This is a genomic window from Dyella sp. C9 (assembly GCF_003332825.1).
Lineage (GTDB): Bacteria > Pseudomonadota > Gammaproteobacteria > Xanthomonadales > Rhodanobacteraceae > Dyella.
The window spans coordinates 76,711-97,382 of the sequence record NZ_QIRF01000010.1 but is presented as its reverse complement, the minus strand read 5'-3'; the positions used below and the strand labels follow the sequence as shown (position 1 = coordinate 97,382).

The following is a 20,672-nucleotide window of genomic DNA, read 5'->3' as shown; positions in this document are numbered from 1 at the left end:
CGCGCAGACACGCGTGTCTGCGCGACAGCGGCATCAATACACGTGCTCGATGCCGTCGGGCAGTCGTATCCAGGGCTGCATGCATTCCTCGAACACCGAGACTTCCGGTGCATCGAAATCCTGCCGGACGAACGCACCGACCGGAACGCCGATCAGTCCAGGCGCCTCTTCGAGCTGGTAATAGAGCGTCGCGCCGCACACGGGGCAGAAATGAAACGTGGCCGAACCGCCCGAATCGCCCATGCGCACGTACTGCGTGGCCTTGCCACGGATCACCACGCGATCTTCATGAAACCGTGCCTGCACGCCGAATGCGCTGCCGGTGCGTCGCTGGCAGGCACGGCAATGGCAGATGGAGATGCGCAACGGCTCCTCGTCGGTGCGCAACATCAATTGTCGGCAGCTGCAGGTGGCGACGCGCTGGGTCATGTGCAAAGGCTCCGCGAAACGCGAAAGGGAATCGGACTCATGCCTCAGGCAGCTCCAGCCTGAAGCCGAACACCGGCAGGGCCGACTGCATGAAATCCAGGTCGGGCGCACGCTGGAAACCCATGCGCTCGTACATGCCCCACGCCACGCGCATGGCTTCAGTGCTGTGCAACACCACATGCGCACGGCCTTGCTCGCGGGCGAACCCAATGCAGGCTTCGGTGAGCTTGCGGCCCAGGCCCCGGCCGCGCGCCCATGGCGCGACGCCAAGCAAGCGCAAACCCGACGCATTGGTCAACGTCGTGGCCATACCGCCTGATCCGTATTCGGCCATGTCGCCGAAATAGACCACACCGCCAAACAGGAGGTCCTCGTCCACCGCCACCAGCACGCGTGCGTGCTTCCGGGTGGTGAACTCACCGATGCGTGCCAGCATCTCGTAGTAGCGCGGCTGTTCCTGCGGCGACGGGAAGCCTTCCAGCCCTGCATACACCTGGACCAGCAACTGGCCCAACGCATCGAACTCGTCAGGGCGGATGTCTCGAATGGTCAGTGTCACCGTGGTCTGTCCCGTTGGTCATGGCGCGGCAGCGCCAACGCTTGCAACGGCCACGCTAGTGTACGGGGTTGTCGCGAATCCTTCGTGATACGGCGTCGCGAAACGGGCAGGACGACCCGCGCTAGGCTGCCTCGAACACCGCATCCGGAACAGGCTCGGCGGTGCCCAGGCACCATTGGCGCAGCTCGGGCGTCTCCATGACCCAGGCACCAGCAGGCGATGGCAGCATGCCGCGCAGCATCGCCGCCCGTGGGGCATCCCCCGCCGGACCCAGCACGCGACGCATGACCAGCGAGCGCCCGGCGCTGGCGGTGCCGACGAACGCCACGGTAAGGCCGGGCAGCAGCCAGGGCGCCAGGTCCGACAGGCCTTCAGACGAGCCCGAAGGTGCATGCACCACCGCGAGCGAAGGCAGCAAGCCGCGCGCGGCCGTGGCCAACTGCTCGGCGCGTCCCGCGCGATCGACGCCCGTGGCCACCACCACCGGCGTGACGCCCGAACCATTGGCGAGGGCGAGGTAGCGCAGCAGTCGTGCGGGCTGGAACTCGGCCTGGCAGGACCACACGATGAACAACACGTCGAGGTTGGCGGCGGCCGGGGGCCGGCGATGGCCGCCCTGGACATGCACGCGGGCCACCCGCGAGTGGCGTGCCAGCACGCGCAGCACGCCATCGGTGGCATCGTCCAGCCAGATCCAGTCACCCACGACCACATCGTTGCCCACCGGCTCCGCAGGGAACGGCAGGCTGGCCGAACCGCGCGAGGACAACACGTCTAGCCGGCCGCCATGCGCGGCCATGACACGTGCCGGATAGCCGGTCTCGAAATCCGCCAGCGTCAGTTGTTGCGCGTACGCGGAACGCCAGCCGAGCTGGTGCAGCGAAAACGTCCTGTAAGACATGAAGACACCCTGGGAAGCATGGGAAGCGACGGCCCTCCGGAGCGGAGGCCGGGCAGGACGCCAGGGTGCGTTGCGAAAAGCGGAGGCGCGCCAGCGAGGTGCTGGCAAAGCGGTCAGGCGCGCGACGACCCGGCGAAGGATGCGGCTACAACAACAATCATGGGTCGTTTCCTCCTCTTGGCTGGGTTACAGGGACGCGCAGGGTAACCATGCCGGCACAGGCATGCAAGTGCTGGATCATGCCGATGCGGGCAGATGGCCGCGCGCAGTGCGACCGAGCCTGCGAACACCGGCGGCCTGCCTCAGATGGGTTCGCGCAAAGCCTTGAGCGACTCGCCCATGAGCTTGCCATGCTCCACCGGCGAGCCGTGCTCCATCTCCAACTGGCCCAGTCGCACCGAGTTGCGGATGATGCCGGCGCAGCGCTCGTAGCGCCGCTCCTGGAAGGCGAACAATGCCTCGCCCACCGATGGGTGACGTTGCAGCTCCTCGGTGAGCACGATGCCATCCTCGATGGCCATGCCCGCGCCGGAAGCAAGATGCGGGGTCGTGGCGTGGACCGTGTCGCCGATCAGCACCACGCGCCCGCGGAACCAGGGGCGCGGCACCAGCATCACTTCCAGCGGGCGGTAGTTGATGGAGGCGGCGTTCTCGCCCAGCACGGTGGCGCGGACCTCGGGCACGATGCCGCCATAGCCTTCCATCAGCGCGTGCAGGCGGGCCGGCTGGTCCTTGGGGTCAACCCAGGGCTTGTCCGGAGCCGGGTGCAACAGGAACATGTACATGTGCGTGGCGGAGACCGGATTGAAGCCGATCTTGATGTCGCGCCCCATGTAGAAATGGCTGCACTCGAAGCCCTCGGGCCGTCGCGCCAGCAGGCGATAGATCACCTGGCCGGTGAAGGTCGGCCGCGGTGCGTCCGGCAGGATCATTCCGCGCAGGGCGGAGTGGATGCCGTCGGCGCCCACCACCAGGTCGTAGCGTCCACGGGTACCGTCGCTGAAGCTGGCCTCGGCAGGTTCATCCGTGATGGTGACCTCGGTGACCGTGGTGCCCAGTCGCACGTTCACGCCCACGGCGCGGGTGCGCTCGGCCAGCACCTTGTGCAGCAGCGGGCGCAGGATGCCGCCCGTCGCCGGCAATTCGGGCGACAGCGCCTCGACCTGGATTTCGGTGATCAGCCGGCCTTGCTGGTCGTGTACCTTGCCGCCGGTCCAGGTAGCGCCCAGCGCCTTGACCTCGTCGAGCACACCCACCACATGCAGCGCCCGCAGCGTGGGCCCGGTAATGGTCAGGCCGGCGCCGAGCACGCCCCAGTGCGGGTCGATCTCGACCAGGTCGACCTCTACCCCTGCCTTGCGAAGCTGGATGGCACAGCAGGTTCCCGCAATGCCACCACCGACCACCAACGCGCGCTTCAACATCGTCAACTCCACCCCTTGTTACCCGGGCAGCCCCCGCTGCCCCATGCAATCGTTCGCGGGATCATCACCCGCCCCTGCTCGATCCGTATCGGCAATGCCTCAAGTGACTCCCCGGCGCAGGGGCCGTACGTGCAGTAGCCCGTCGCGACGTCGAAGTGCGCCCCGTGCGCATAACAGACGATGTCCGTGCCGGCGGCATTGAGGAACATGTCCTTGCGGTACTCCAGTGCCACGCCATTGTGCGGACAGCAGTTGCGATAGCCAACCACGGTATCGCCACGACGCACCACAAAGAAATCGTCGCTGCCCTGCCCGCTGCTGCAGAACCCGCGTGCGCCGCCATCGGGCAGCTCGTCGAGTCCGCACAGCGGGCGGTAGGCCTCGGGCGCGTCGGTGCAAGATTCGTTCGCGCCGGCCATGGTCCCGCCTAGTGATCCTTGCCGCCGGGCGACCACAGCGGGCGGTAGTCGAACAGGAAGGTCTGCGAGGTTTCCGCGTTCGCGTCCACCGCGCGCGGTACCCAGGTGTCGTCGTGCAGGTCCATGTCGGCGTCGAACTCGATGGCGCCGCCGAACGGACTGTTGAAATACCAGAAATAGTTGGAGCCCATGATGTGCCGCCCCGGACCCCAGAACCCCTTCCAGCCCTTGTTCTGGAAGCGCCAGCCGGCCAGCATCAGCTCGTTGGCGTCGGCCATGTGGAAGGTGAAGTGGTTGAGGCCGAACATGTGCGCCGGTGCCTGGATCAGGAACAGGCAGTGGTGCTCCAGCGTGCCGGCCGGGCGCAGGAACGGTCCGGCATTGGTAAAGCGGTCGGTCACCCGGAAGCCGAGGCGTTCGGTGTAGAAGCGCTCGGCCTTGGCCACGTCGGGCACGAAGAACACCACATGGGAAAGCGAGCGCGGCGTGCACACCATGGCGGGGTCCGCGGCCACCTGGTTCACCGGACGCTGCGGCTTCATTCCCGGCACGTTGATCAGCACCGGCGGCGCATCGATGGGCCGCCGGCAGGTGACGCGAAAGCCGATCGGGATGCCCGAGTCGTCCTTGCAGCGCAGCACGCCGTCGCTGCCCAGCGTGACCGGCCGATCCTTGCCCAGTTCCGCGCCGATCTGCTCGAGCGTGGCCTGGTCCGCTACGCCGTAGATCGTCTCGCGGATGTTCGGCGACGGCGCAAACGCCTCGGCGAGCCCGCCGTCCGATGCATGCCGCACCACCGCGGAGGTGCCATCGAGCGCCTCGAACACGGCACCCGAAGGCGTGCGTTCCACGCAGGTCAGGCCATAGTCGGCCAGGCAACGGATCGACGCGTCCAGGTCATCGACGCCAAACACCAGTGAGTCCAGTCCAACGATATTCACCCAGCACACTCCAACGTCTTTGGAAAGCCACCCGCCCGATCTTGCCAGCGGGGTAGTCACACCACCAACGGTCAAGAGGGCCCGACGCCTACATCCACTATCCCGGCGCCGGGCCGCCCAGCGGTAAAGCCGATCTGTCCGCTCAGAAGTTCACGTTGAGGCGCAGGCCGAAATAGCGCTGCGAATCGCGTGCACGCTGCACGATCACCGCATTGGCCGGGGTGAAACCGCCCCCCGCGTTGGGGATGGCCCACAGGCCGGCCCACCAGTCGGTCATGTCGGTGTAGTAGTTCTTGTTGGTCACGTTGTTGACGAACAGCGACACCGAGTAGTCGGCCGATTCGCCATGCTTGGTGAGCGTGGTCGACAGGTTCAGCAGACCGAACGCACCCATCTGGGTCATCGGGTTCTGGTCGGGCAGGAACTGCTGCTTGGTGCGATAGGCGTAGTCGCCCGCCAGGGTCAGGTCGTAGCCGTTGCTGAAGGGAATGCGGTGCTGCGCGCCCAGCGTGGCCTTGAACTTGGGTGCCAGCGGCATGGTGTCGCCGGACACATCCTGTACCTGCACCGCGGTACCGCCCACGTAGGTGGTGGTGCAGCCCTCGGCCGCGGTCTGCGTCGAGTAGCAGGTTGCGTTCTTGTACGAGGTGAACTTGGCGTCGGTGTACGCCATGTTGAAGTCCAGCCGCGTCATCGGCGTGATGCTGTATTGCGTGGTTAGCTCGAAGCCCTGCGTCTTGGCGCCACCGGCGTTGTCCAGGTGCAGCACCGGGCCGTAGCTGGTCGCGGCGTACTCCTGCACCTGGTAGTTCTGGTACTTGGTGTAGTACAGCGCCGCGTTGACCACCAGCTTGTTGTCGAAGTACACGCCCTTGCTGCCGAGCTCGAAGCTGTTGATGTGCTCCTGCTTCACCGGCGTCAGCGGGTCGGACGAAGTCAGCTGCTGCGCCGTGTTGTACGCCTTGGGCTTGTAGCCACGCGAGTAGGTGAAGTACAGCATCGACGATTCGTCGAGCTTCTGCTGCAGGGTCAGGTCGCCCACCACCGCCGAGGACCAGTTGGCCGCATCGCTGATGTAGGGACCGGAGCTGCTGTAGGCGGTCTGGTTGATGTCGTAGGCGATCTTGTCGCGGTTGTAGCGCAGGCCGGCGATCAGCGAGGTGGAATCGCTGAACTTCCAGGTGCCGCGACCGTACCAGTCGTAGGTGCTGGTGATCGACTCGGCGGTGGACAGGTACAGGTTGGGCAGGAAGTAGCGCGTGGTGGTACCGGTCACGTCGCTGCGCGAGAAGAACACGCCGGTGACGTAGCTGAAGGTTTCGTCGGCCGGCGACACCAGCTTGATTTCCTCGGTGCTCTGGTTCATGTCCAGGTGCACCTGCTGCCAGTTGTAGAACGCCGGCGGGCTGGGCGTGCCATAGGGCACGCCGATGATGTCGTTCCAGAAATACGTCGCCGTCAGGAAGTTCGGCTGGACGTTGGTCAGCTTTTCGCTCTGGAAATCGGTGGTCGAGGTGAGCACGTTGCCGTTGGCGAACGTGTAGTTCATGGTCAGCGTGGCCTGCCGGTCGCGCGCATCGGAGTACAGCTGCGGCGCCGTGTTGTAGTCGCGGTTGTCCGCGCCCAGCTGGATGCCCGGGAAGCTCTGGGCCTGCGTCGCGCCCACGCCGTTGACATAGGGAAACAGGTTGGCGCCGGGCGTCACATAGCTGTACACCCAGTTCGAGCCGCTGGTGTTCTGCTTGGATGCGCGCAGGGCCAGGGTGGCGTCGAAGTTGTCGGTCGGCTTGAACTCCAGCTTGCCGCGGCCGCCGAACTTGCTGGTACGCGTGGCCTGCCCGGTCGCCGTGTTGAAGATCGGGTAATCGGTATGACCGCCCCAGGTCGCCAGGCTGAAGTCCAGCACCTTGCTGAGCGGGCCGGAGATATAGCCCTGGAAACGCTTTTCGCCGTCGTTGGTGACCGTGGTGCTGGCGCCGCCGGTCCAGAAATCGGTCGGCGAGCGGGTGACCACGTTGATCACGCCAGCCGAGGCGGCACGGCCGCCCAGGGTGGACTGCGGGCCGGTCAGCACCTCGACGCGCTCGACGTCCTGCAGGTCATTGGCCGCCACCGAGTCCGAGGGCACCGGCACGCCGTCGATCATCATCGCCACGCCGGACTCGATGCCGACGGCCGCCTCGTTGCTGACGGTGGAGATGCCGCGGATCGACAGCGGCGTTCGACCGTTCATGGTGTCGTTGATGTTGACCGACGGCACCACGTTGTTGAGATCGGCGGCGTTTGAAATGTTCTTCTGCGCCAGCGTGTCGGCCGAAACCACCGACACCGACACCGGCGCGGACTCGATGTTCTCGCTGCGCTTCTGGGCGGTGACCGTCACCTGGGACAGGTTCTTGATGTTGTCGGTCGACGGGCGCTTGTCGTTCTTGGCGTCCTGGCCGGCCGGCGCGGCTTGCGCCTGTTCCGGCTGGGCGGCATCGGTACTGCCCGTTTGCGCGATCGCCGGCTGGCTGGCCGTCGCGGCAAGCGCGGCGAGTATGCACATGGCGAGCGTCGGTGAACCCTTTACTTTCATTGCTTCCTCCCCCAATGACTTGCGGCCGGCTCCCGACACTTCGATTCGACCCAGTCGGTGCGGGCGAACTCAGGGCAGGCCATGGATTTTTTTTGATTCCAGGCTGTCCCGTCCCTCGTCAGGACAGCCCCCGATGTCGAACACCGCCCGGATCTTAGGTGTGTGGCGAAAACATTGAGAAATTGGTAATTCCGATGCGCGTCATCCGCTGGAAAAATTGATGCGACGCATCACGTTGACGATGCGCGACGTGATGCGGGTTCAGCGGCAAAAGCGGCCTCGTCATCGTCACGCCTTGCCAGCCGTTTCCAGCTCGTCGGCCCCGCTATCAGCGTTCTTCATGCGGGCGATCACGACACGCCATGCATAAGCGTCGGGACGATTGGCTACCATGCCGGGACATCCGTCGGGCGATCCATGCCGGCGACCTGTACCAGCGCGGGGGAGCGCATGACCAAGGCAGTATCACCAGCAACACCCGCCGGAACGGATGCCGGCGCAACCGACCGGGTAGCACTGAAGCACCATCACGGCGGCATCAGCGTGCCCGACATCGAGGCATCCATCGCCTGGTACCGCGACATGCTGGGTTTCGAAGTGGAGAAGCGCTTCGATATCGACAAGATCCCCGCCCGCGTGGCGATGCTGCGGCGCGGCGAGCTGCGGCTGGAATTGTTCGAGGTGCCAGGGGCAGCCCCGCTGCCAGAAGATCGCCGCCATCCCGACCGCGATGTGCATACGCACGGAAACAAGCATGTCGCCTTTGCGGTGCGCGACGTCGAGCCGATGGCTGCCGAGCTGCGCGCACGCGGTGCCGACATCGTATTCGTGATGCGCGCCAGCTTCGGCGCCAACATCTTCATCCGCGACAACGCCGGCAACCTGCTGGAGTTCGTCGAAGCGCCCGAGATGTGGGTCGACTGACCCTGCCCGCGCATTGCCGCCGTACATCACCCGCCGGCCCGGCCGGTCGAGAGAGGATTCACCCATGCTTTCCAACCGCCTTGCAGGCAAGGTCGCCATCGTCACCGGCTTTGGCAGCGGCATCGGCCAGGGCTGCGCCATGATGTTCGCCCGCCATGGCGCCCGCGTGGTCACCTGTGACCTCGACGCCGCCAACGCCGAGGAGGCCCTGTCGCGCGCACGCGCCGAAGGGCTGGCCATCGACAGCCTGCACCCCTGCGACCTCAGCCGCCCCGACGACGTCCGGCGCCTGGTCGACACCACGCTGGCCCTGCACGGGGGTGTGGACATCCTGGTCAATGCGGCCGCCTTCGGCGCGTTCGCCTGGATCGAGGAGATGGACTATGAAACGCAGTGGAAGAAAACCCTGGTCGGCGAGCTCGACGTGGTGTTCCTCGCCTGCAAGGCCGTGTGGCCGCACATGATCGCCCGCGGGGGCGGCTCGATCATCAACTTCTCGTCCGCCAACGCGTACGTGGCGCTGGAAGGTTCGGGCGCCGTCGCGCATTGCGCCGGCAAGGGCGGCGTGATGGCCATGACGCGGCAGCTGGCGATGGAAGGCGGGCCGCACGGCATCCGCGCCAACAGCATCGCACCGGCGATGGTGGTCACCGGCGCAACCCGGCCGGTGCTGGACCAGCCCGGCTTCAAGGAACACGTCCTCAGCAAGATGATGATCAAGCGCCTGGGCACGCCCGACGACATCGCGTGGTGTGCCACCTACCTCGCCTCCGACGAGTCGACGTGGGTCACCGGAGCGGACTTCAACATCGACGGCGGCGCCACCGCCTGGTGAATCACGCTCTTGGGGAGGGGCAACATGACGATACAACTGCATACCTGCGGCAACGGCTGCGCGGACGGATGCGCGGCCCCTGAGCTTGCCCGCACCGCGGTGGCCCGGCGCGATCCATCGCTCACCACCATCGACGTGCACTGCCACGCCTTCGTGCCGGCAGTGGAGGACCTGGTCACCGACCATCCCGGCAAACAGCAGGAAATGGCCGCCTTCGCCGCAGGCCAGGGCCGTGTCTCGGGGGAACACAACCGCACGGTGATGTTGCCGCAGGCGTTCCCGCGCATGACCAACCCGTCCGTGCGGCTGGCCGACATGGACGCCATGGGCGTGGACGTGCAGGTGATCGGCCCATCGCCCAGCCAGAATTACTACTGGGCCGATCCCGAACTGGCCAGGCGCATAGTCAGCGTGCAGAACGAGGGCATCGCCGCACTGTGCGCCGCCTATCCCTCGCGCATGCTCGGCTTCGCCAATGTCGCCCTGCAGCATCCGGAGCTGGCCGCTGCCCAGCTCGATCACGCGGTGCGCGAACTGGGTTTTCGCGGCGTGCAGATCTCCAGCGCCGTGGCCGGCGTGGAACTCAGCGACCCGCGTTTCGCACCGTTCTGGGCACGCGCCGAATCGCTGGACTGCGTGGTCTTCATCCATCCGTTCGGCACCACGCTGGGCTCACGGCTGGAGCCGTGGTACCTCTCCAACATCATCGGACAGCCGCTGGAAACGACCATCGCGCTGTCCCACCTCATCTTCAGCGGCGTGCTTGACCGGCACCCGCGCCTGAAACTCCTGGGCGCACACGGCGGCGGCTACCTGCCGTCCTACCCCGGCCGCTCGGACCACGGGTACCGCGTACGTCCCGAGGCGGGTCAGGCCTCGCGCGCACCCAGCAGCTACCTGCGCCAGATCTGGTTCGACACCCTGGTGGCCGACCCTTCGGTGCTGCGTGGCCTGATCGCGCGCTATGGCGCGTCGCAGCTGGTGGTGGGCACCGACTATCCGTTCGACATGGGTGCCTATGACATCCACGCGATGCTGGACGAGGTGCCCGGGCTCGATGCCGACCGGCGTCGGCAGATCCTCGGCGGCAACGCGGCACGCCTGCTGGGCCTGCACCAGGACGCCTGACGATGCGCTGCGCGCGTTGCAGTGCAGCCATCGGCAACGCCAATAGCCCGCATTCCGACAATCCATTTCCCGACTCCGGCCACGGCTGCGCATACTCGATTCAGGCGCTGCCAGAGCCGCCACTTTTCCGCTTGTGACAGCAGACCACCGATGCCTTCAGCCTCCCTGCCTTCGCGTTTCTCCTTCGGACGTTTCTCCATCGCCGGCGCCCAGCCCTTCGTGGGCGTAGTGGTCGACGAGCGCGTGGTATCCGTCCATGCACTGGAGCCGCGCTGGCGTCGCCATGGCCATCGCCTGCCCGCCAGCGCGACTTTGTTCGAACTGCTGCAGGACTGGGACGCCGCGCTCGCCGCGGTGGGCGACGCCATCGCGCCGTCGCCGGGCGCCACCGGCGTGGACGAGAACCTGCCGTGGGTGCCGGTCACGGCGCTGGGCGTGCATGCGCCGCTGCCCGATCCGGGCACGATCTACTGCTCGGGCGCGAACTACAAGAAGCATGTGATCGACATCATCCTCGCCGGCGGTGGCGAGCCCGGCACCGAACACATGAGCCGCGACGAGCTGCGCGCGCATGGCATCCGGATGATGGACGAGCGCGCCGCGCACGGTAAGCCGTTCGTGTTCTTCAAATCGCGCAGCAGCATCGTCGGCCCGTACGACAACGTGGTGCTGCCGCACGACGTGGTGAAGCCCGACTGGGAGCTGGAGCTTGGCGTGGTGATCGGCAAGCCGACGCGGCGCGTGCGCCGGGCCCAGGCGCTGGACCATGTCGCTGGCTACATGGTGGTGAACGACATCACCAGCCGCGAACTGGTCAACCGCCCGGACATCCCGCAGATGGGCATGGACTGGATGGCGAGCAAGAGCACGCCGACCTTTCTGCCACAGGGCCCCTACCTGGTGCCTGCCGCCTTCGTGGGCAACCCGCAGGACCTGCAGATCACCCTGCGTCTCAATGGTCAGGTGATGCAGGACGAGTCCACCGCCGACATGATCTTCGACGTCGCACGCCTGATCGAATTCATTTCCGCGCACGTGCAGCTGCAGCCCGGCGATCTGATCGCCACCGGCTCGCCGGCCGGCAACGGCATCCATCACGGGCGCCTGCTGCGCGCGGGCGACGTGATGGAAAGCACCATCACCGGCCTCGGCGTGCAGCGCAATCGCTGCATCGCCGAAAGCTAGCCCGCGGCACCCACGCGCAAGCACCCGCAGCCACCTCCCTTCCCGCCAGCCAAGAGCGACATGACAGCCAGCATTCACGCCGCATCCTCGAAGGTCCGCCAGCCCGGCCCGCTGCAGGGCGTGCTGCTGGTGGCGATCGGCCTGCTTTCGACCATGGCCGTGGTGTTGCTGGCACCGTCGGTGCCGGCGATGGCCCACCATTTCGGCGACGACCCGCACACGCTGGCCTGGGTCACCAATGCGCTGACTTTTCCGGCGCTGTGCGTGGCCCTGCTGTCCCCATTCGCCGGCGCCATCGTCGACCGCTTCGGCCGCCGTCGCGCCCTGATTGCCAGCCTCGTGCTTTATGTGGTGGCCGGCACCGCGCCGCTCTACCTCGCCACGCTGCCGCAGATCGTCGCCAGCCGCCTGTGCGTGGGCATCGCGGAGACGGTGCTCATGACCGCGTCGATCACCATGCTCGGCGACCTATTCCAGGGCCGCGACCGCGAGCGCTATCTCGCGCTGAACACGGCGATTGCCTCGCTGTCGGCCACGGTGTTCTTCGCGCTCGGCGGCATACTGGCCCAGACCAGCTGGCGCCTCCCTTATGCGGTGTATTTCTCCGCACTGCTGTTCCTGTTCGCGGTGCTGGCCTTTACCTGGGAACCGGAACGCCGGGCGCCCACGCAGCGGGCCGAGGAAAACGGCGACAGCCGTTTCAGCCTGGGTGCGCTGCTCGCGGTCGGCGTGGTGACCGTGGCTGGTGGCATCACCTTCATGACACCGCAGATCCAGCTTGGCGTGATCGCCGCGGCGCATGGTTTCACCGAGCCGCGTACCGCCGGCATGATCGGCGCCATCGGCAGCCTGGCCATGCCCGTGGGAGCCTTCGTGTTCAACCTGCTGCGCAAGCGGCGCGTCGGCACGCCGTGGCTGGTGATCCTGGCCTTCGAGCTTGCCGGTTGCGGCCTGCTGTTGATGGCACATGCCGGCGACCTCACCACGCTGACGCTCAGCATGGTGCTCCACGAGTTCGGCTGCGGCTTCATGCTGTCGGGCCTGATGACCTGGATGCTCGGCCTGCTGCCTTACTCGCTGCGCGGCAAAGGCACCGGCACCTACATGAGCAGCTTCTTCATCTCGCAACCCATCTGCGGCTTCCTGTTTGGCCACGTGCAGGGCGGACTCGGCGGCGACGTGCTGCATACCACGGCGCTGTTCGGCGTCGGTGCACTGATCGTCGGTGTCCTGCTGCTGTGCATCGGCAGCCTCACCGGAGCACTACGGAACGGCGACGCCGCCGGCCTGCCCTCGGCCCAGGGCTCGCACTGACACCCAACGCGCACCCAGAAAATCCTCATGAAACTTGCGACTTACCTGCATCAGGGCGCCCCCCGGATCGGCATCGTTCACGCCGAAGACAGCCAGATGTTCGACCTGGCCGCGGCCGCAGAGCGTGCCGGCACGCCGTCGGCGGCTTTCGCCTCCATGCTAGACCTGATCGACGGCGACACGGCCGCCCTCGATCTGGCCCACAGCGTGTTCGCCCGCCGACGCGACGAACAGGACCTCAGCCAGGACCTCGCTGCGGTGAAACTGCTTTCGCCGGTGCCGGTGCCACGGCAGATGCGTGGCTTCACCAACTTCGACGGGCACCTGCGCCATGCGCCGGTCGGCGTGCAGCGCCTGCTGGCCCGCCTCAAGGGGCTGCCGCCACCGAACCTGCCCGAGCATGCTGACGTGCCGGCGATCAACCGCCAGCGACCGATCTACTTCAAGACCAACCGTTACAGCGTGATCGGCACCGACACCGACATCCGCTGGCCGAGTTTCGCCCATTACATGGACTACGAGCTCGAATGCGGTTTCTTCCTCGTCCGCCGGGGCGTCAACATCAAGCCCGAACGCGCCCACGAGCACATCTTCGGCTACACCATCTTCAACGACATCTCCGCCCGCGACGAGCAGGTAGTGGAGATGCAGGGGCACCTTGGCCCGGCCAAGGGCAAGGATTTCGATACCGGCAACGTGATCGGCCCGTGGATCGTCACGCGCGACGAACTGCCGGACATCCGCTCCCGCCGCATGACCGCACGCGTCAACGGCGAGCTGCGTACCGACACCACCATGGAGGACGGGGTATTCACCTTCGAGGAGATGATTGCCTTCGTCTCCCGCGACGAAACCCTGCATGCCGGCGAATTCATCAGTGCCGGTACGGTGACGGGTGGCAGCGGTCTGGAGCGCGACAGTTACCTCAGCGACGGCGACCTGTTCGAATTCAGCATCGACGGCATCGGCACGCTGCGCAACCGCCTGGTGAAGCCCGTCGATGACTGAGCCATTGCACATCCTGGTGACCGGTGCCGGCGGCTTTGTCGGTCAGCGGCTGGTGCGTGCCCTGCTTGCGCAGGGCCACCTTGGCGAACGCGCCATCGGCACGATCACCGCCCTCGACCAGGTACGCGGCGAGCTTGCCGATGACCCGCGCCTGCGTTTCGTCGAAGGCAGCATGGGTGACGCCGCCGTGCGCGATCGCGCACTGCAACCGGGCGTCGATGTGGTTTTCCATCTGGCTGCGGTGCCGGGCGGGGCAGCCGAGCGCGACTATGCGCTGGGGCACGCCGTGAACGTGCAGGCCACGCAGGCGCTGTTCGAGGCCTTGCGCGAGCAGCCGCGACCGCCGGTGGTGGTCTACACCAGCACCATCGGCGTGTATGGCGTGCCTCTGCCGCGCTCGCCGGTCGACGACCGCACGCCAACCCATCCGACCATGAGCTACGGCACGCAGAAGCTGATGATGGAAGCCACGCTCAGCGACTTCAGCCGTCGCGGCTGGCTGGATGGCCGCGCGGTACGCCTGCCCGGCGTGCTCGCGCGACCGCGCCAGCCGAACGGACTGCTGTCGGCTTACCTCAGCGACGTGTTCAGTGCACTGCGCGCCGGCGAGCGCTTCACCCTGCCGGTGGCCGCGCATTCCACCAGCTGGGTGATGTCGGTGTCCTGCGTGGTGCGCAACCTGATCCACGCAGCCAGTCTTTCGCCCGACACGCTGCCGGCATGGCGCGCCTGGAATCTTCCGGCCCTGTGCCTGCGCGCGGACGCGCTGGTCGATGCACTGGCCGACGTGCTCGGCGACCACGTTCGCGAGCTCGTCTCCTATGCACCGAACGAGGCGCTCGAAGCGCAGTTCGGCCGCTACCCACCCCTGCTTGCCGAAACCGCCGACCGGCTCGGCTTTCAGCACGATGGCGACGCCGTGACGCTGGTACGCAACGTACTGGCGCAACTGGGTCCCACCTGAGCCTTTACCCACGCATCCATTGAGGAACCACGCATGACTGTCGTCGTATTCGCCAGCTTCTATCCCAAACCCGGCCATGAGGCGGACGCCGAGGCCGAGCTGCGCGGCATGATCGCTCCCACCCGCGACGAGCCGGGCAACCTGCGCTATGACCTGTACCGTATCGCCGAAGGACCGGTGAACTTCCACCTGTTCGAGGTCTACACCGACCAGTCGGCGCTGGAGGCACACCGCGCCAGCGCACACTACAAGGCGTACCGGGCGAAGATCCCCGACTACCTGGCCGAACCGATCGGCGTGAAGGTACTCGCCAACGTCGACGTCATCGGCTAAGCCGCCATGTCGCACTACGCCAGCATCAACCCGGTGGATGGCACGCCCGGCGCCCGTTTCGCCAGCCTCGCCGCCAGCGGCATCGAGGCGGCCCTGGCGACTTCCGCATCGGCCTTCGCCTCGTGGCGCCACACCAGCGTGGCCCATCGCGCCGAACTGCTCGATCGCATAGCCGACTGCATGCTGGCGGAGAAGCACGCGCTGGCCGAGCTGGCGGTGGCCGAGATGGGCAAGATCCTCCCGCAGGCGCTGGCCGAAGTGGAAAAGTGCGCCAGCATCTGCCGCCACTACGCGCAACACGGCGAGGCGTTGCTGGCTACCGCTCCGGTGGCCATGCCCCAGGGCAAGGCATCGGTGCGCCTGCTGCCGCTGGGTGCGGTACTGGCAGTGATGCCGTGGAACTTCCCGTTCCTGCAGATCATGCGCTTCGTTGCACCGGCCCTGCTCGGCGGCAACGTTGGGCTGGTGAAGCCCGCCGGCAATACCCCGCAATGCGCGCTGGCGCTGGAGCGGATCATGCGCCAGGCGGGCTTGCCGGCCGGCGTGTGCCAGGTGGTGCTGCTGCGCACCGAGGATATCGCTGGCGTGATCGCGGATCCTCGTGTCGCGGCTGTCACGCTGACCGGCAGCGAGCGCGCCGGCCAGGCGGTGGCCAGTGCCGCCGGCCTGCAGCTGAAAAAGTGCGTGCTGGAGCTGGGCGGCAGCGACGCGTTCGTGGTGATGCCCAGCGCCGACATCGAGAAAGCCGCCGGCCAGGCTGTCATCGCCCGACTCAACAACAATGGCCAGTCGTGCGTGTGCGCCAAGCGCTTCATCGTGCACGAGAAGGTGTACGACCGCTTCGCGACGGCCTTTGTCGCCGCCATGCAGGCCGCCAGGGTCGGCGACCCGATGGCCGAAGGCGTGCAGCTGGGCCCCTTGTCCAGCGAGCGTGCACGCCACGACCTGCACGCGCAGGTCGAGCATGCGAAGGCCCAGGGTGCCCGTGTGCTGCTGGGTGGCGAGCTGCCTGACGGCACCGGCTATTTCTACCCGGCCACCGTGCTGGCCGACATCCCGGAACACGCGCCGATCCGCCAGGAGGAGTTCTTCGGTCCGGTGGCGATGTTGTTCAAGGTGCGCAGCCTGGACGAGGCCATTGCCGTCAGCAACGAAACGCCGTTCGGCCTGGGCAGCGCCATCTGGACCGGCGACGAGCACGAAGCGGAAGCCTACGTGCGGCAAGCCGATGCGGGCATCACCGCGGTCAATGCACTGGTGGTCTCCGACGCACGCCTTCCGTTCGGTGGTGTGAAGCGCTCCGGCTACGGCCGCGAGCTGTCGAGCGCGGGTCTGCTGGAGTTCCTCAACATGAAGTCGGTGATCGGCGCCTGAGCACCTGACGGGTGTCGCGACCGGCCGCGTTGCATGGCCGGTCTTGTCCTGCTGCAGCTTTCGTATCGGTATTCAACAGCCATGAGAGATGCCATGCCCCGTATTCATCGCCCGAAAGCCCTATGTGCCGCCTGCGTGCTGGCCTTGTCCCTGAGCGCACTGGCCGACCCCAGCATTGGCGAGAGCCTTTCCGTGTCGGCGGGCAAGACGCAGACCATCGCACAGACCACCACCCTCGCCCGCCTCACCCTTGGCGACAAGGCAGCGCTGGTGGCACCCGTCGGACACAGCCTCTCGCTGACCGTCGACGGCGTCGGCATGCCCATGCTCCCCGGCACCTATCGCGGGCACGTGGTGCTCAGCGTCACCGAGGACATACCGGTGGCCTTTGGCGACCGCAAGGACCCCTACCTCTACCGGGCAGCGGTGTATATCGACGGCGGCGCCAAGGTGCCGGCAAGGTCGGTATCGGCCATGACAGGCAAGGAGTCGCGCATCACCGATACGCAGGCCGATCACGTGTCGATCGATTCGCGCGAAGAGAACGTCAACGGCATCATCGTCGCCGGCGATTCGCGCTACACCATCAACCAGCCGACTATCCAGATGACCGGCAACGGTGGCAACGACTTCGCCGGCTACGGTGCTGCGATCATGACCACCGGCAAGGCCAAGGTCACCGTCAACAAGGCCAGGATCACCACGCAGGGCGCCGTGCGTACCGCGTTCTTCATCGGCGGCGACAGCACGCTCACGGTGAACGACTCCTTCGTCGAAGTAAAGAACGGCCAGCTGCCGCCCGACTACAAGTTCTCCATCCGCCCTGGCGAGATGCGCGAGGTGCCCTACGGCCTGGGCATCACCGGCAATGTGCGCGCCACCAACCTGATGGATCACGGCACGGTCTACTACAACCATGACCATATCCGTGCCCAGGGCTGGGGTGCGTTGTCGTCCGATGGCGACGGCCCCACCTACATGTACGCCACCGACACGCTGATCGAAACCATCGACAGCGGCTACGGCGCCTACGCCAATGGCCATGCGCACGACCATTTCAGCCACTGCACGTTCAAGGTGGTCGATGTCGGACTGATCATCGGCGGACCGGGTTCAGGCACCTTCACCGATGGCTCGGTGGTCAACTCGGGCCGTTACGGCGTGATGATGCACCAGGGTACCGGTGGCGGCACGCTCACCATCGAGAAGGGTTCAGTGTTCAACACCGGCTCCACGCTCATCGAGGTGAAAGGTCGCGGCACCCACATCGTGGTGGACGATGCGAGCCTCCATCCGGGCAATGGCGTGATCCTGCAGGGCATGGACAACGATGACCCGATCATGGTCGAGATGGCCAAGCACCCGGGCGCCCTGCCCGGACCACCTGCAGGCACGCCCACCTTCAGCGGCGACATCGTGGCCGATTTTCATCGCGTGCACCTGCATGGCGACCTGCTCAACGGCATGACCGACGTCGGTGACATGATCATCACCCTGCAGGATGCCACCGTCGAAGGCGCCATCAGCACGTCGACCACGTCGCCCTGTTCGGGCAAGCCGCCCACCCGCGAAACACTGCACGACATCGGCTGCGTCGCCAACGCGCTGGGCAGCAACACCGGCCCGCATGGCGCCCGGCTTTCGCTGGACGGCACTTCGCGCTGGGTCGTCGACAAGACCTCCTACCTCAACGAGTTGACGCTCGCGCCGGGCGCAGTGGTGAGTGGTGCACAAGGCCAGCCGCTGACCCTGCTGGTGAACGGCGTGAAGACACCGCTCAAGCCGGGCAGCTACAAGGGCAAGCTCGTCATCAAGCTCTCCTGAGCGGCCCACGGCGACAAGGCACCGGCGACATCACGCATGCCGCCGGTGCCTTGCCGCGTGCATGCGTTTCACAGCGTTTCGAACGCAACAGCTATTGCGCCGCATCAATTGCCGCCACGAATGACATGGATTGCCATTGTCCATTGGTCTGCGCGAAACGCGCGTGCTTTGATCCGCGGACCAACCCGGATGGGGGTGCGGGTTGCTGCGTTCTTCGGATGCTGGGCCGGAGTGCCTGGCACTAACGAATCGCCTGCACTTCCGGAGCCCGGAAGGCCCGGGTGCAGCAGACTCTTCGGAGGGGGGAGTCCATGCGCAGTTTGCCGGCACGTCGTTCCATCTGTGTTTCCATCTGGCTTGCATGTTCGCTTTGCACGCCTGCTTTTGCACAATCCAGTCCACCCGCGCCGGGCAATGGCCCGGCAACGAATGGCAGCGATGCCACGGACAGCAACAACTCGGGCAAGGACCGGGCGCAGGCCAAGACGCTTGGCGTGGTCACGGTAACCGCTGAGAAGAAGGAAACCGACCTGCAGAAGACACCGGTTACCGTGAGCACGGTGGACGGTGAAACCATGACCCAGCAAGGCATCACCACCGTCACCCAGGCCGCCGTACTCATGCCTGGCGTGGAGTTGCAAAACGCCAACAGCGGGCCCAGCTTCTACATACGCGGCATCGGCACCAAGGTGGCGGCGTTCGGTTCTCCGTCGCCGATCGCCACCTATATCGATGGCGTATACCAGGCCGAACCGCCGGTGATCGCCGGATCGATGCTCGACGTGAACCGCGTGGAAGTCCTGCGTGGTCCGCAGGGCACCATCTACGGCCGCAACGCCACCGGCGGCGCGGTGAACATCGTCACCAACGATCCCCAGCTCAACGAACTGTCCGATCAGCTCACCGTGGGCCTGGGCAACTACAACTCGGTGCAGGCCACCAACGTGCTCAACCTGCCGCTGAGCGATTGGGCCGCGCTGCGCGTGGCAGTGGACAAGGACCGACACAGCGGCTACCTCACCAACGGCCTCGACGACGCCGACCAGACCAACGGCCGGGTCAAGCTGTTGCTGCAACCCTCGGACAACCTGCGCGTCGTGCTGTCGGCAGCCGAATACCACCAGGACAACCTGGGCACCGGCAACGTCACCATCCCGCTGGATGGCCGCGGCGCCTGGACGGCCGAGCCGTACAACACGGCCGATGCCTCGTGCAGCCCCAATTGCCAGCCGTACAACCACCTCACCGACAAGGAGTACACCGGCCAGCTGGACTGGGATCTGGGCCCGGCCAAGCTCACCTACATCATCAACCACCAGGATTACCTGTATACCTACCAGCAGCAGTTCTCCGGCCTGTGGGAATACAAGACCTCGCCGCGCTCGCAGGACTCGGACGAGCTTCGCCTGGCCTCGACCGGTGATGGCTGGTTCCACTGGCTGACCGGCCTGTACTACTTCGACGCCAACACCGGCGGCGGCATCGACCACATCTATACGTTCGACTCGGTACAGACCACCAACGTGGCCACCGATCGCTCCAAGGCGGCTTTCGGCCAGCTCACCTTTGATCTCGCCGACACCGTTCACCTCACCACCGGCCTGCGCTACACCCACGACGCGGTTCGCCAGTGGGACTACATCGGCACCTCGGAAGACCCGACGCCGGCCAGCGGACTCAGCGGCATCGCGGCGAACTTCCATTACTGGTCGTACAAGGTCGGCCTGGACTGGAGCTACACGCCCAGCGGCATGCTCTACACGGACTACTCCACCGCGAGCAGCGAAGGCGGCAGCAACCCTTATACCGGGCCTTACGCGCCCGAGCATATCCGCGCCTTCGAGATCGGCAGCAAGAACCGTTGGCTGGACGACCGCCTGCAGCTCAACTCCGCGGCCTATTACTACTGGTACACCAATTACCAGCTGAGCTACCCGCACTACCTGTCCGACGGCGACATCAACGTCTACACCACCGATGTCAGTGGCACGACGACGGTGGCCGGCCTGGAAAGCGAACTGGACTACCTGTTCACGCCCACCGACCGCCTGGGCGGATGGATCAACTACAACCACACGTCGTTCGGCGAAGCGTCCATCACCGAGAACTGCCCGGTGGGGCCACCCACCTGCCTGGTCGACATCAACCTGAAGGGCGAACCGCTGCCGCAGGCGCCCAAGCGCAGTGCAAGCCTGTCGTACGAGCACTATTTCAACTTCGGTGACGGCTCCAATATCACCGCGCACTTCGACGGCAAGTACAAGTCGGGCTCGTTTATCGACATCTACCACTTCGAAGGCTCGTACGCCGCAGGCGCCACCGTGTGGAATGCCCGGCTCACCTACTACAGCGCGGACAACAAGTGGTCGCTGGGCGCCTACATCAACAACATCAGCAACAAGGCGCTGCTGCAGCAGTCCAACCCTGCCGGGCCGGCCTTCAAGGCGATGTTCGGCGACCCACGTACGTTCGGCGTGGTGTTCAACATCAAGCTGTTCTGACCCTGCGCCGGCGGCGGGATGGCGGCACCGG

At 66.1% G+C, this 20,672-nt stretch carries 18 protein-coding genes; 11 read left to right on the top strand and 7 right to left on the bottom strand.

Translation table 11 applies throughout. The annotated features are described in order from the left end of the window. Window positions 1–33 precede the first annotated feature (33 nt). From DVU99_RS12945 to DVU99_RS12915, 7 genes are all read right to left on the bottom strand, one after another. Window positions 34–429 carry a GFA family protein gene (locus DVU99_RS12945; RefSeq protein WP_114240639.1) on the bottom strand — a complete coding sequence of 132 codons (396 nt, stop codon included), beginning with the start codon at window positions 427–429 and terminating at the stop codon, window positions 34–36. A gap of 37 nt (window positions 430–466) precedes the next feature. Continuing rightward, window positions 467–988, bottom strand: a complete 522-nt coding sequence (locus DVU99_RS12940; protein WP_114240638.1) for a GNAT family N-acetyltransferase — start codon at window positions 986–988, stop codon at window positions 467–469. Window positions 989–1,109: 121 nt separating this feature from the next. Then, complete coding sequence (rsgA, locus tag DVU99_RS12935; protein WP_114240637.1) at window positions 1,110–1,889, bottom strand: GTPase RsgA; 780 nt, start codon at window positions 1,887–1,889, stop codon at window positions 1,110–1,112. Window positions 1,890–2,191: 302 nt separating this feature from the next. Continuing rightward, window positions 2,192–3,313 (bottom strand): FAD-dependent oxidoreductase, encoded by a 1,122-nt coding sequence (locus tag DVU99_RS12930; RefSeq protein ID WP_114240636.1) that lies wholly within the window; start codon window positions 3,311–3,313, stop codon window positions 2,192–2,194. A gap of 2 nt (window positions 3,314–3,315) precedes the next feature. Then, complete coding sequence (locus DVU99_RS12925; protein WP_114240635.1) at window positions 3,316–3,732, bottom strand: Rieske 2Fe-2S domain-containing protein; 417 nt, start codon at window positions 3,730–3,732, stop codon at window positions 3,316–3,318. Window positions 3,733–3,740: 8 nt separating this feature from the next. Further along, window positions 3,741–4,673: a VOC family protein gene (locus DVU99_RS12920; RefSeq protein ID WP_114240675.1), complete on the bottom strand. Its 933-nt coding sequence runs from the start codon at window positions 4,671–4,673 to the stop codon at window positions 3,741–3,743. 142 nt (window positions 4,674–4,815) lie between these two features. Beyond that, the gene (locus DVU99_RS12915) at window positions 4,816–7,221 is read right to left on the bottom strand and encodes a TonB-dependent receptor (protein WP_198670305.1); all 2,406 of its coding nucleotides are present in this window, start codon (window positions 7,219–7,221) and stop codon (window positions 4,816–4,818) included. Window positions 7,222–7,701: 480 nt separating this feature from the next. Here DVU99_RS12915 and DVU99_RS12910 point away from each other — a divergent pair, with 480 nt between their 5' ends. The 11 genes from DVU99_RS12910 to DVU99_RS12860 all read left to right on the top strand — a co-directional run bounded on the left by DVU99_RS12910 (window position 7,702) and on the right by DVU99_RS12860 (window position 20,641). Further along, window positions 7,702–8,175 (top strand): VOC family protein, encoded by a 474-nt coding sequence (locus DVU99_RS12910; protein WP_114240633.1) that lies wholly within the window; start codon window positions 7,702–7,704, stop codon window positions 8,173–8,175. A gap of 64 nt (window positions 8,176–8,239) precedes the next feature. Continuing rightward, on the top strand, window positions 8,240–9,010 hold the full coding sequence (locus tag DVU99_RS12905) for an SDR family NAD(P)-dependent oxidoreductase (RefSeq protein WP_114240632.1): 771 nt from the start codon (window positions 8,240–8,242) through the stop codon (window positions 9,008–9,010). Window positions 9,011–9,034: 24 nt separating this feature from the next. Beyond that, window positions 9,035–10,138 carry an amidohydrolase family protein gene (locus DVU99_RS12900; RefSeq protein ID WP_114240631.1) on the top strand — a complete coding sequence of 368 codons (1,104 nt, stop codon included), beginning with the start codon at window positions 9,035–9,037 and terminating at the stop codon, window positions 10,136–10,138. A 150-nt stretch (window positions 10,139–10,288) separates the two neighbouring features. After that, window positions 10,289–11,323, top strand: a complete 1,035-nt coding sequence (locus tag DVU99_RS12895; protein WP_114240630.1) for a fumarylacetoacetate hydrolase family protein — start codon at window positions 10,289–10,291, stop codon at window positions 11,321–11,323. A 60-nt stretch (window positions 11,324–11,383) separates the two neighbouring features. After that, entirely contained in the window at window positions 11,384–12,637 is a 1,254-nt protein-coding gene (locus DVU99_RS12890) for an MFS transporter (protein ID WP_114240629.1), read from the top strand. A 27-nt stretch (window positions 12,638–12,664) separates the two neighbouring features. Continuing rightward, the gene (locus DVU99_RS12885; RefSeq protein ID WP_114240628.1) at window positions 12,665–13,645 is read left to right on the top strand and encodes a fumarylacetoacetate hydrolase family protein; all 981 of its coding nucleotides are present in this window, start codon (window positions 12,665–12,667) and stop codon (window positions 13,643–13,645) included. Then, a complete protein-coding gene (locus DVU99_RS12880) occupies window positions 13,638–14,609 on the top strand; it encodes an NAD-dependent epimerase/dehydratase family protein (protein WP_198670304.1) in 972 nt (323 codons plus the stop codon). The genes DVU99_RS12885 and DVU99_RS12880 overlap by 8 nt, the downstream gene beginning before the upstream one ends. Window positions 14,610–14,642: 33 nt before the next feature. Continuing rightward, entirely contained in the window at window positions 14,643–14,942 is a 300-nt protein-coding gene (locus DVU99_RS12875; protein ID WP_114240626.1) for a putative quinol monooxygenase, read from the top strand. 6 nt (window positions 14,943–14,948) lie between these two features. Continuing rightward, window positions 14,949–16,316 (top strand): NAD-dependent succinate-semialdehyde dehydrogenase, encoded by a 1,368-nt coding sequence (locus tag DVU99_RS12870; protein ID WP_114240625.1) that lies wholly within the window; start codon window positions 14,949–14,951, stop codon window positions 16,314–16,316. Window positions 16,317–16,409: 93 nt separating this feature from the next. Beyond that, window positions 16,410–18,140 carry a hypothetical protein gene (locus DVU99_RS12865; RefSeq protein ID WP_157971433.1) on the top strand — a complete coding sequence of 577 codons (1,731 nt, stop codon included), beginning with the start codon at window positions 16,410–16,412 and terminating at the stop codon, window positions 18,138–18,140. A 311-nt stretch (window positions 18,141–18,451) separates the two neighbouring features. Further along, on the top strand, window positions 18,452–20,641 hold the full coding sequence (locus DVU99_RS12860; RefSeq protein WP_114240623.1) for a TonB-dependent receptor: 2,190 nt from the start codon (window positions 18,452–18,454) through the stop codon (window positions 20,639–20,641). Window positions 20,642–20,672 lie beyond the last annotated feature (31 nt).

Excerpts from the sequence above, each read along its gene's own strand:
- DVU99_RS12945 (WP_114240639.1), bottom strand. The coding sequence starts at position 429 with ATGACCCAGCGCGTCGCCACCTGCAGCTGCCGACAATTGATGTTGCGC.
- rsgA (WP_114240637.1), bottom strand. The coding sequence starts at position 1,889 with ATGTCTTACAGGACGTTTTCGCTGCACCAGCTCGGCTGGCGTTCCGCG.
- DVU99_RS12930 (WP_114240636.1), bottom strand. The coding sequence starts at position 3,313 with ATGTTGAAGCGCGCGTTGGTGGTCGGTGGTGGCATTGCGGGAACCTGC.
- DVU99_RS12925 (WP_114240635.1), bottom strand. The coding sequence starts at position 3,732 with ATGGCCGGCGCGAACGAATCTTGCACCGACGCGCCCGAGGCCTACCGC.
- DVU99_RS12915 (WP_198670305.1), bottom strand. The coding sequence starts at position 7,221 with ATGTGCATACTCGCCGCGCTTGCCGCGACGGCCAGCCAGCCGGCGATC.
- DVU99_RS12910 (WP_114240633.1), top strand. The coding sequence starts at position 7,702 with ATGACCAAGGCAGTATCACCAGCAACACCCGCCGGAACGGATGCCGGC.
- DVU99_RS12905 (WP_114240632.1), top strand. The coding sequence starts at position 8,240 with ATGCTTTCCAACCGCCTTGCAGGCAAGGTCGCCATCGTCACCGGCTTT.
- DVU99_RS12900 (WP_114240631.1), top strand. The coding sequence starts at position 9,035 with ATGACGATACAACTGCATACCTGCGGCAACGGCTGCGCGGACGGATGC.
- DVU99_RS12895 (WP_114240630.1), top strand. The coding sequence starts at position 10,289 with ATGCCTTCAGCCTCCCTGCCTTCGCGTTTCTCCTTCGGACGTTTCTCC.
- DVU99_RS12890 (WP_114240629.1), top strand. The coding sequence starts at position 11,384 with ATGACAGCCAGCATTCACGCCGCATCCTCGAAGGTCCGCCAGCCCGGC.
- DVU99_RS12885 (WP_114240628.1), top strand. The coding sequence starts at position 12,665 with ATGAAACTTGCGACTTACCTGCATCAGGGCGCCCCCCGGATCGGCATC.
- DVU99_RS12880 (WP_198670304.1), top strand. The coding sequence starts at position 13,638 with ATGACTGAGCCATTGCACATCCTGGTGACCGGTGCCGGCGGCTTTGTC.
- DVU99_RS12875 (WP_114240626.1), top strand. The coding sequence starts at position 14,643 with ATGACTGTCGTCGTATTCGCCAGCTTCTATCCCAAACCCGGCCATGAG.
- DVU99_RS12870 (WP_114240625.1), top strand. The coding sequence starts at position 14,949 with ATGTCGCACTACGCCAGCATCAACCCGGTGGATGGCACGCCCGGCGCC.
- DVU99_RS12865 (WP_157971433.1), top strand. The coding sequence starts at position 16,410 with ATGCCCCGTATTCATCGCCCGAAAGCCCTATGTGCCGCCTGCGTGCTG.
- DVU99_RS12860 (WP_114240623.1), top strand. The coding sequence starts at position 18,452 with ATGCGCAGTTTGCCGGCACGTCGTTCCATCTGTGTTTCCATCTGGCTT.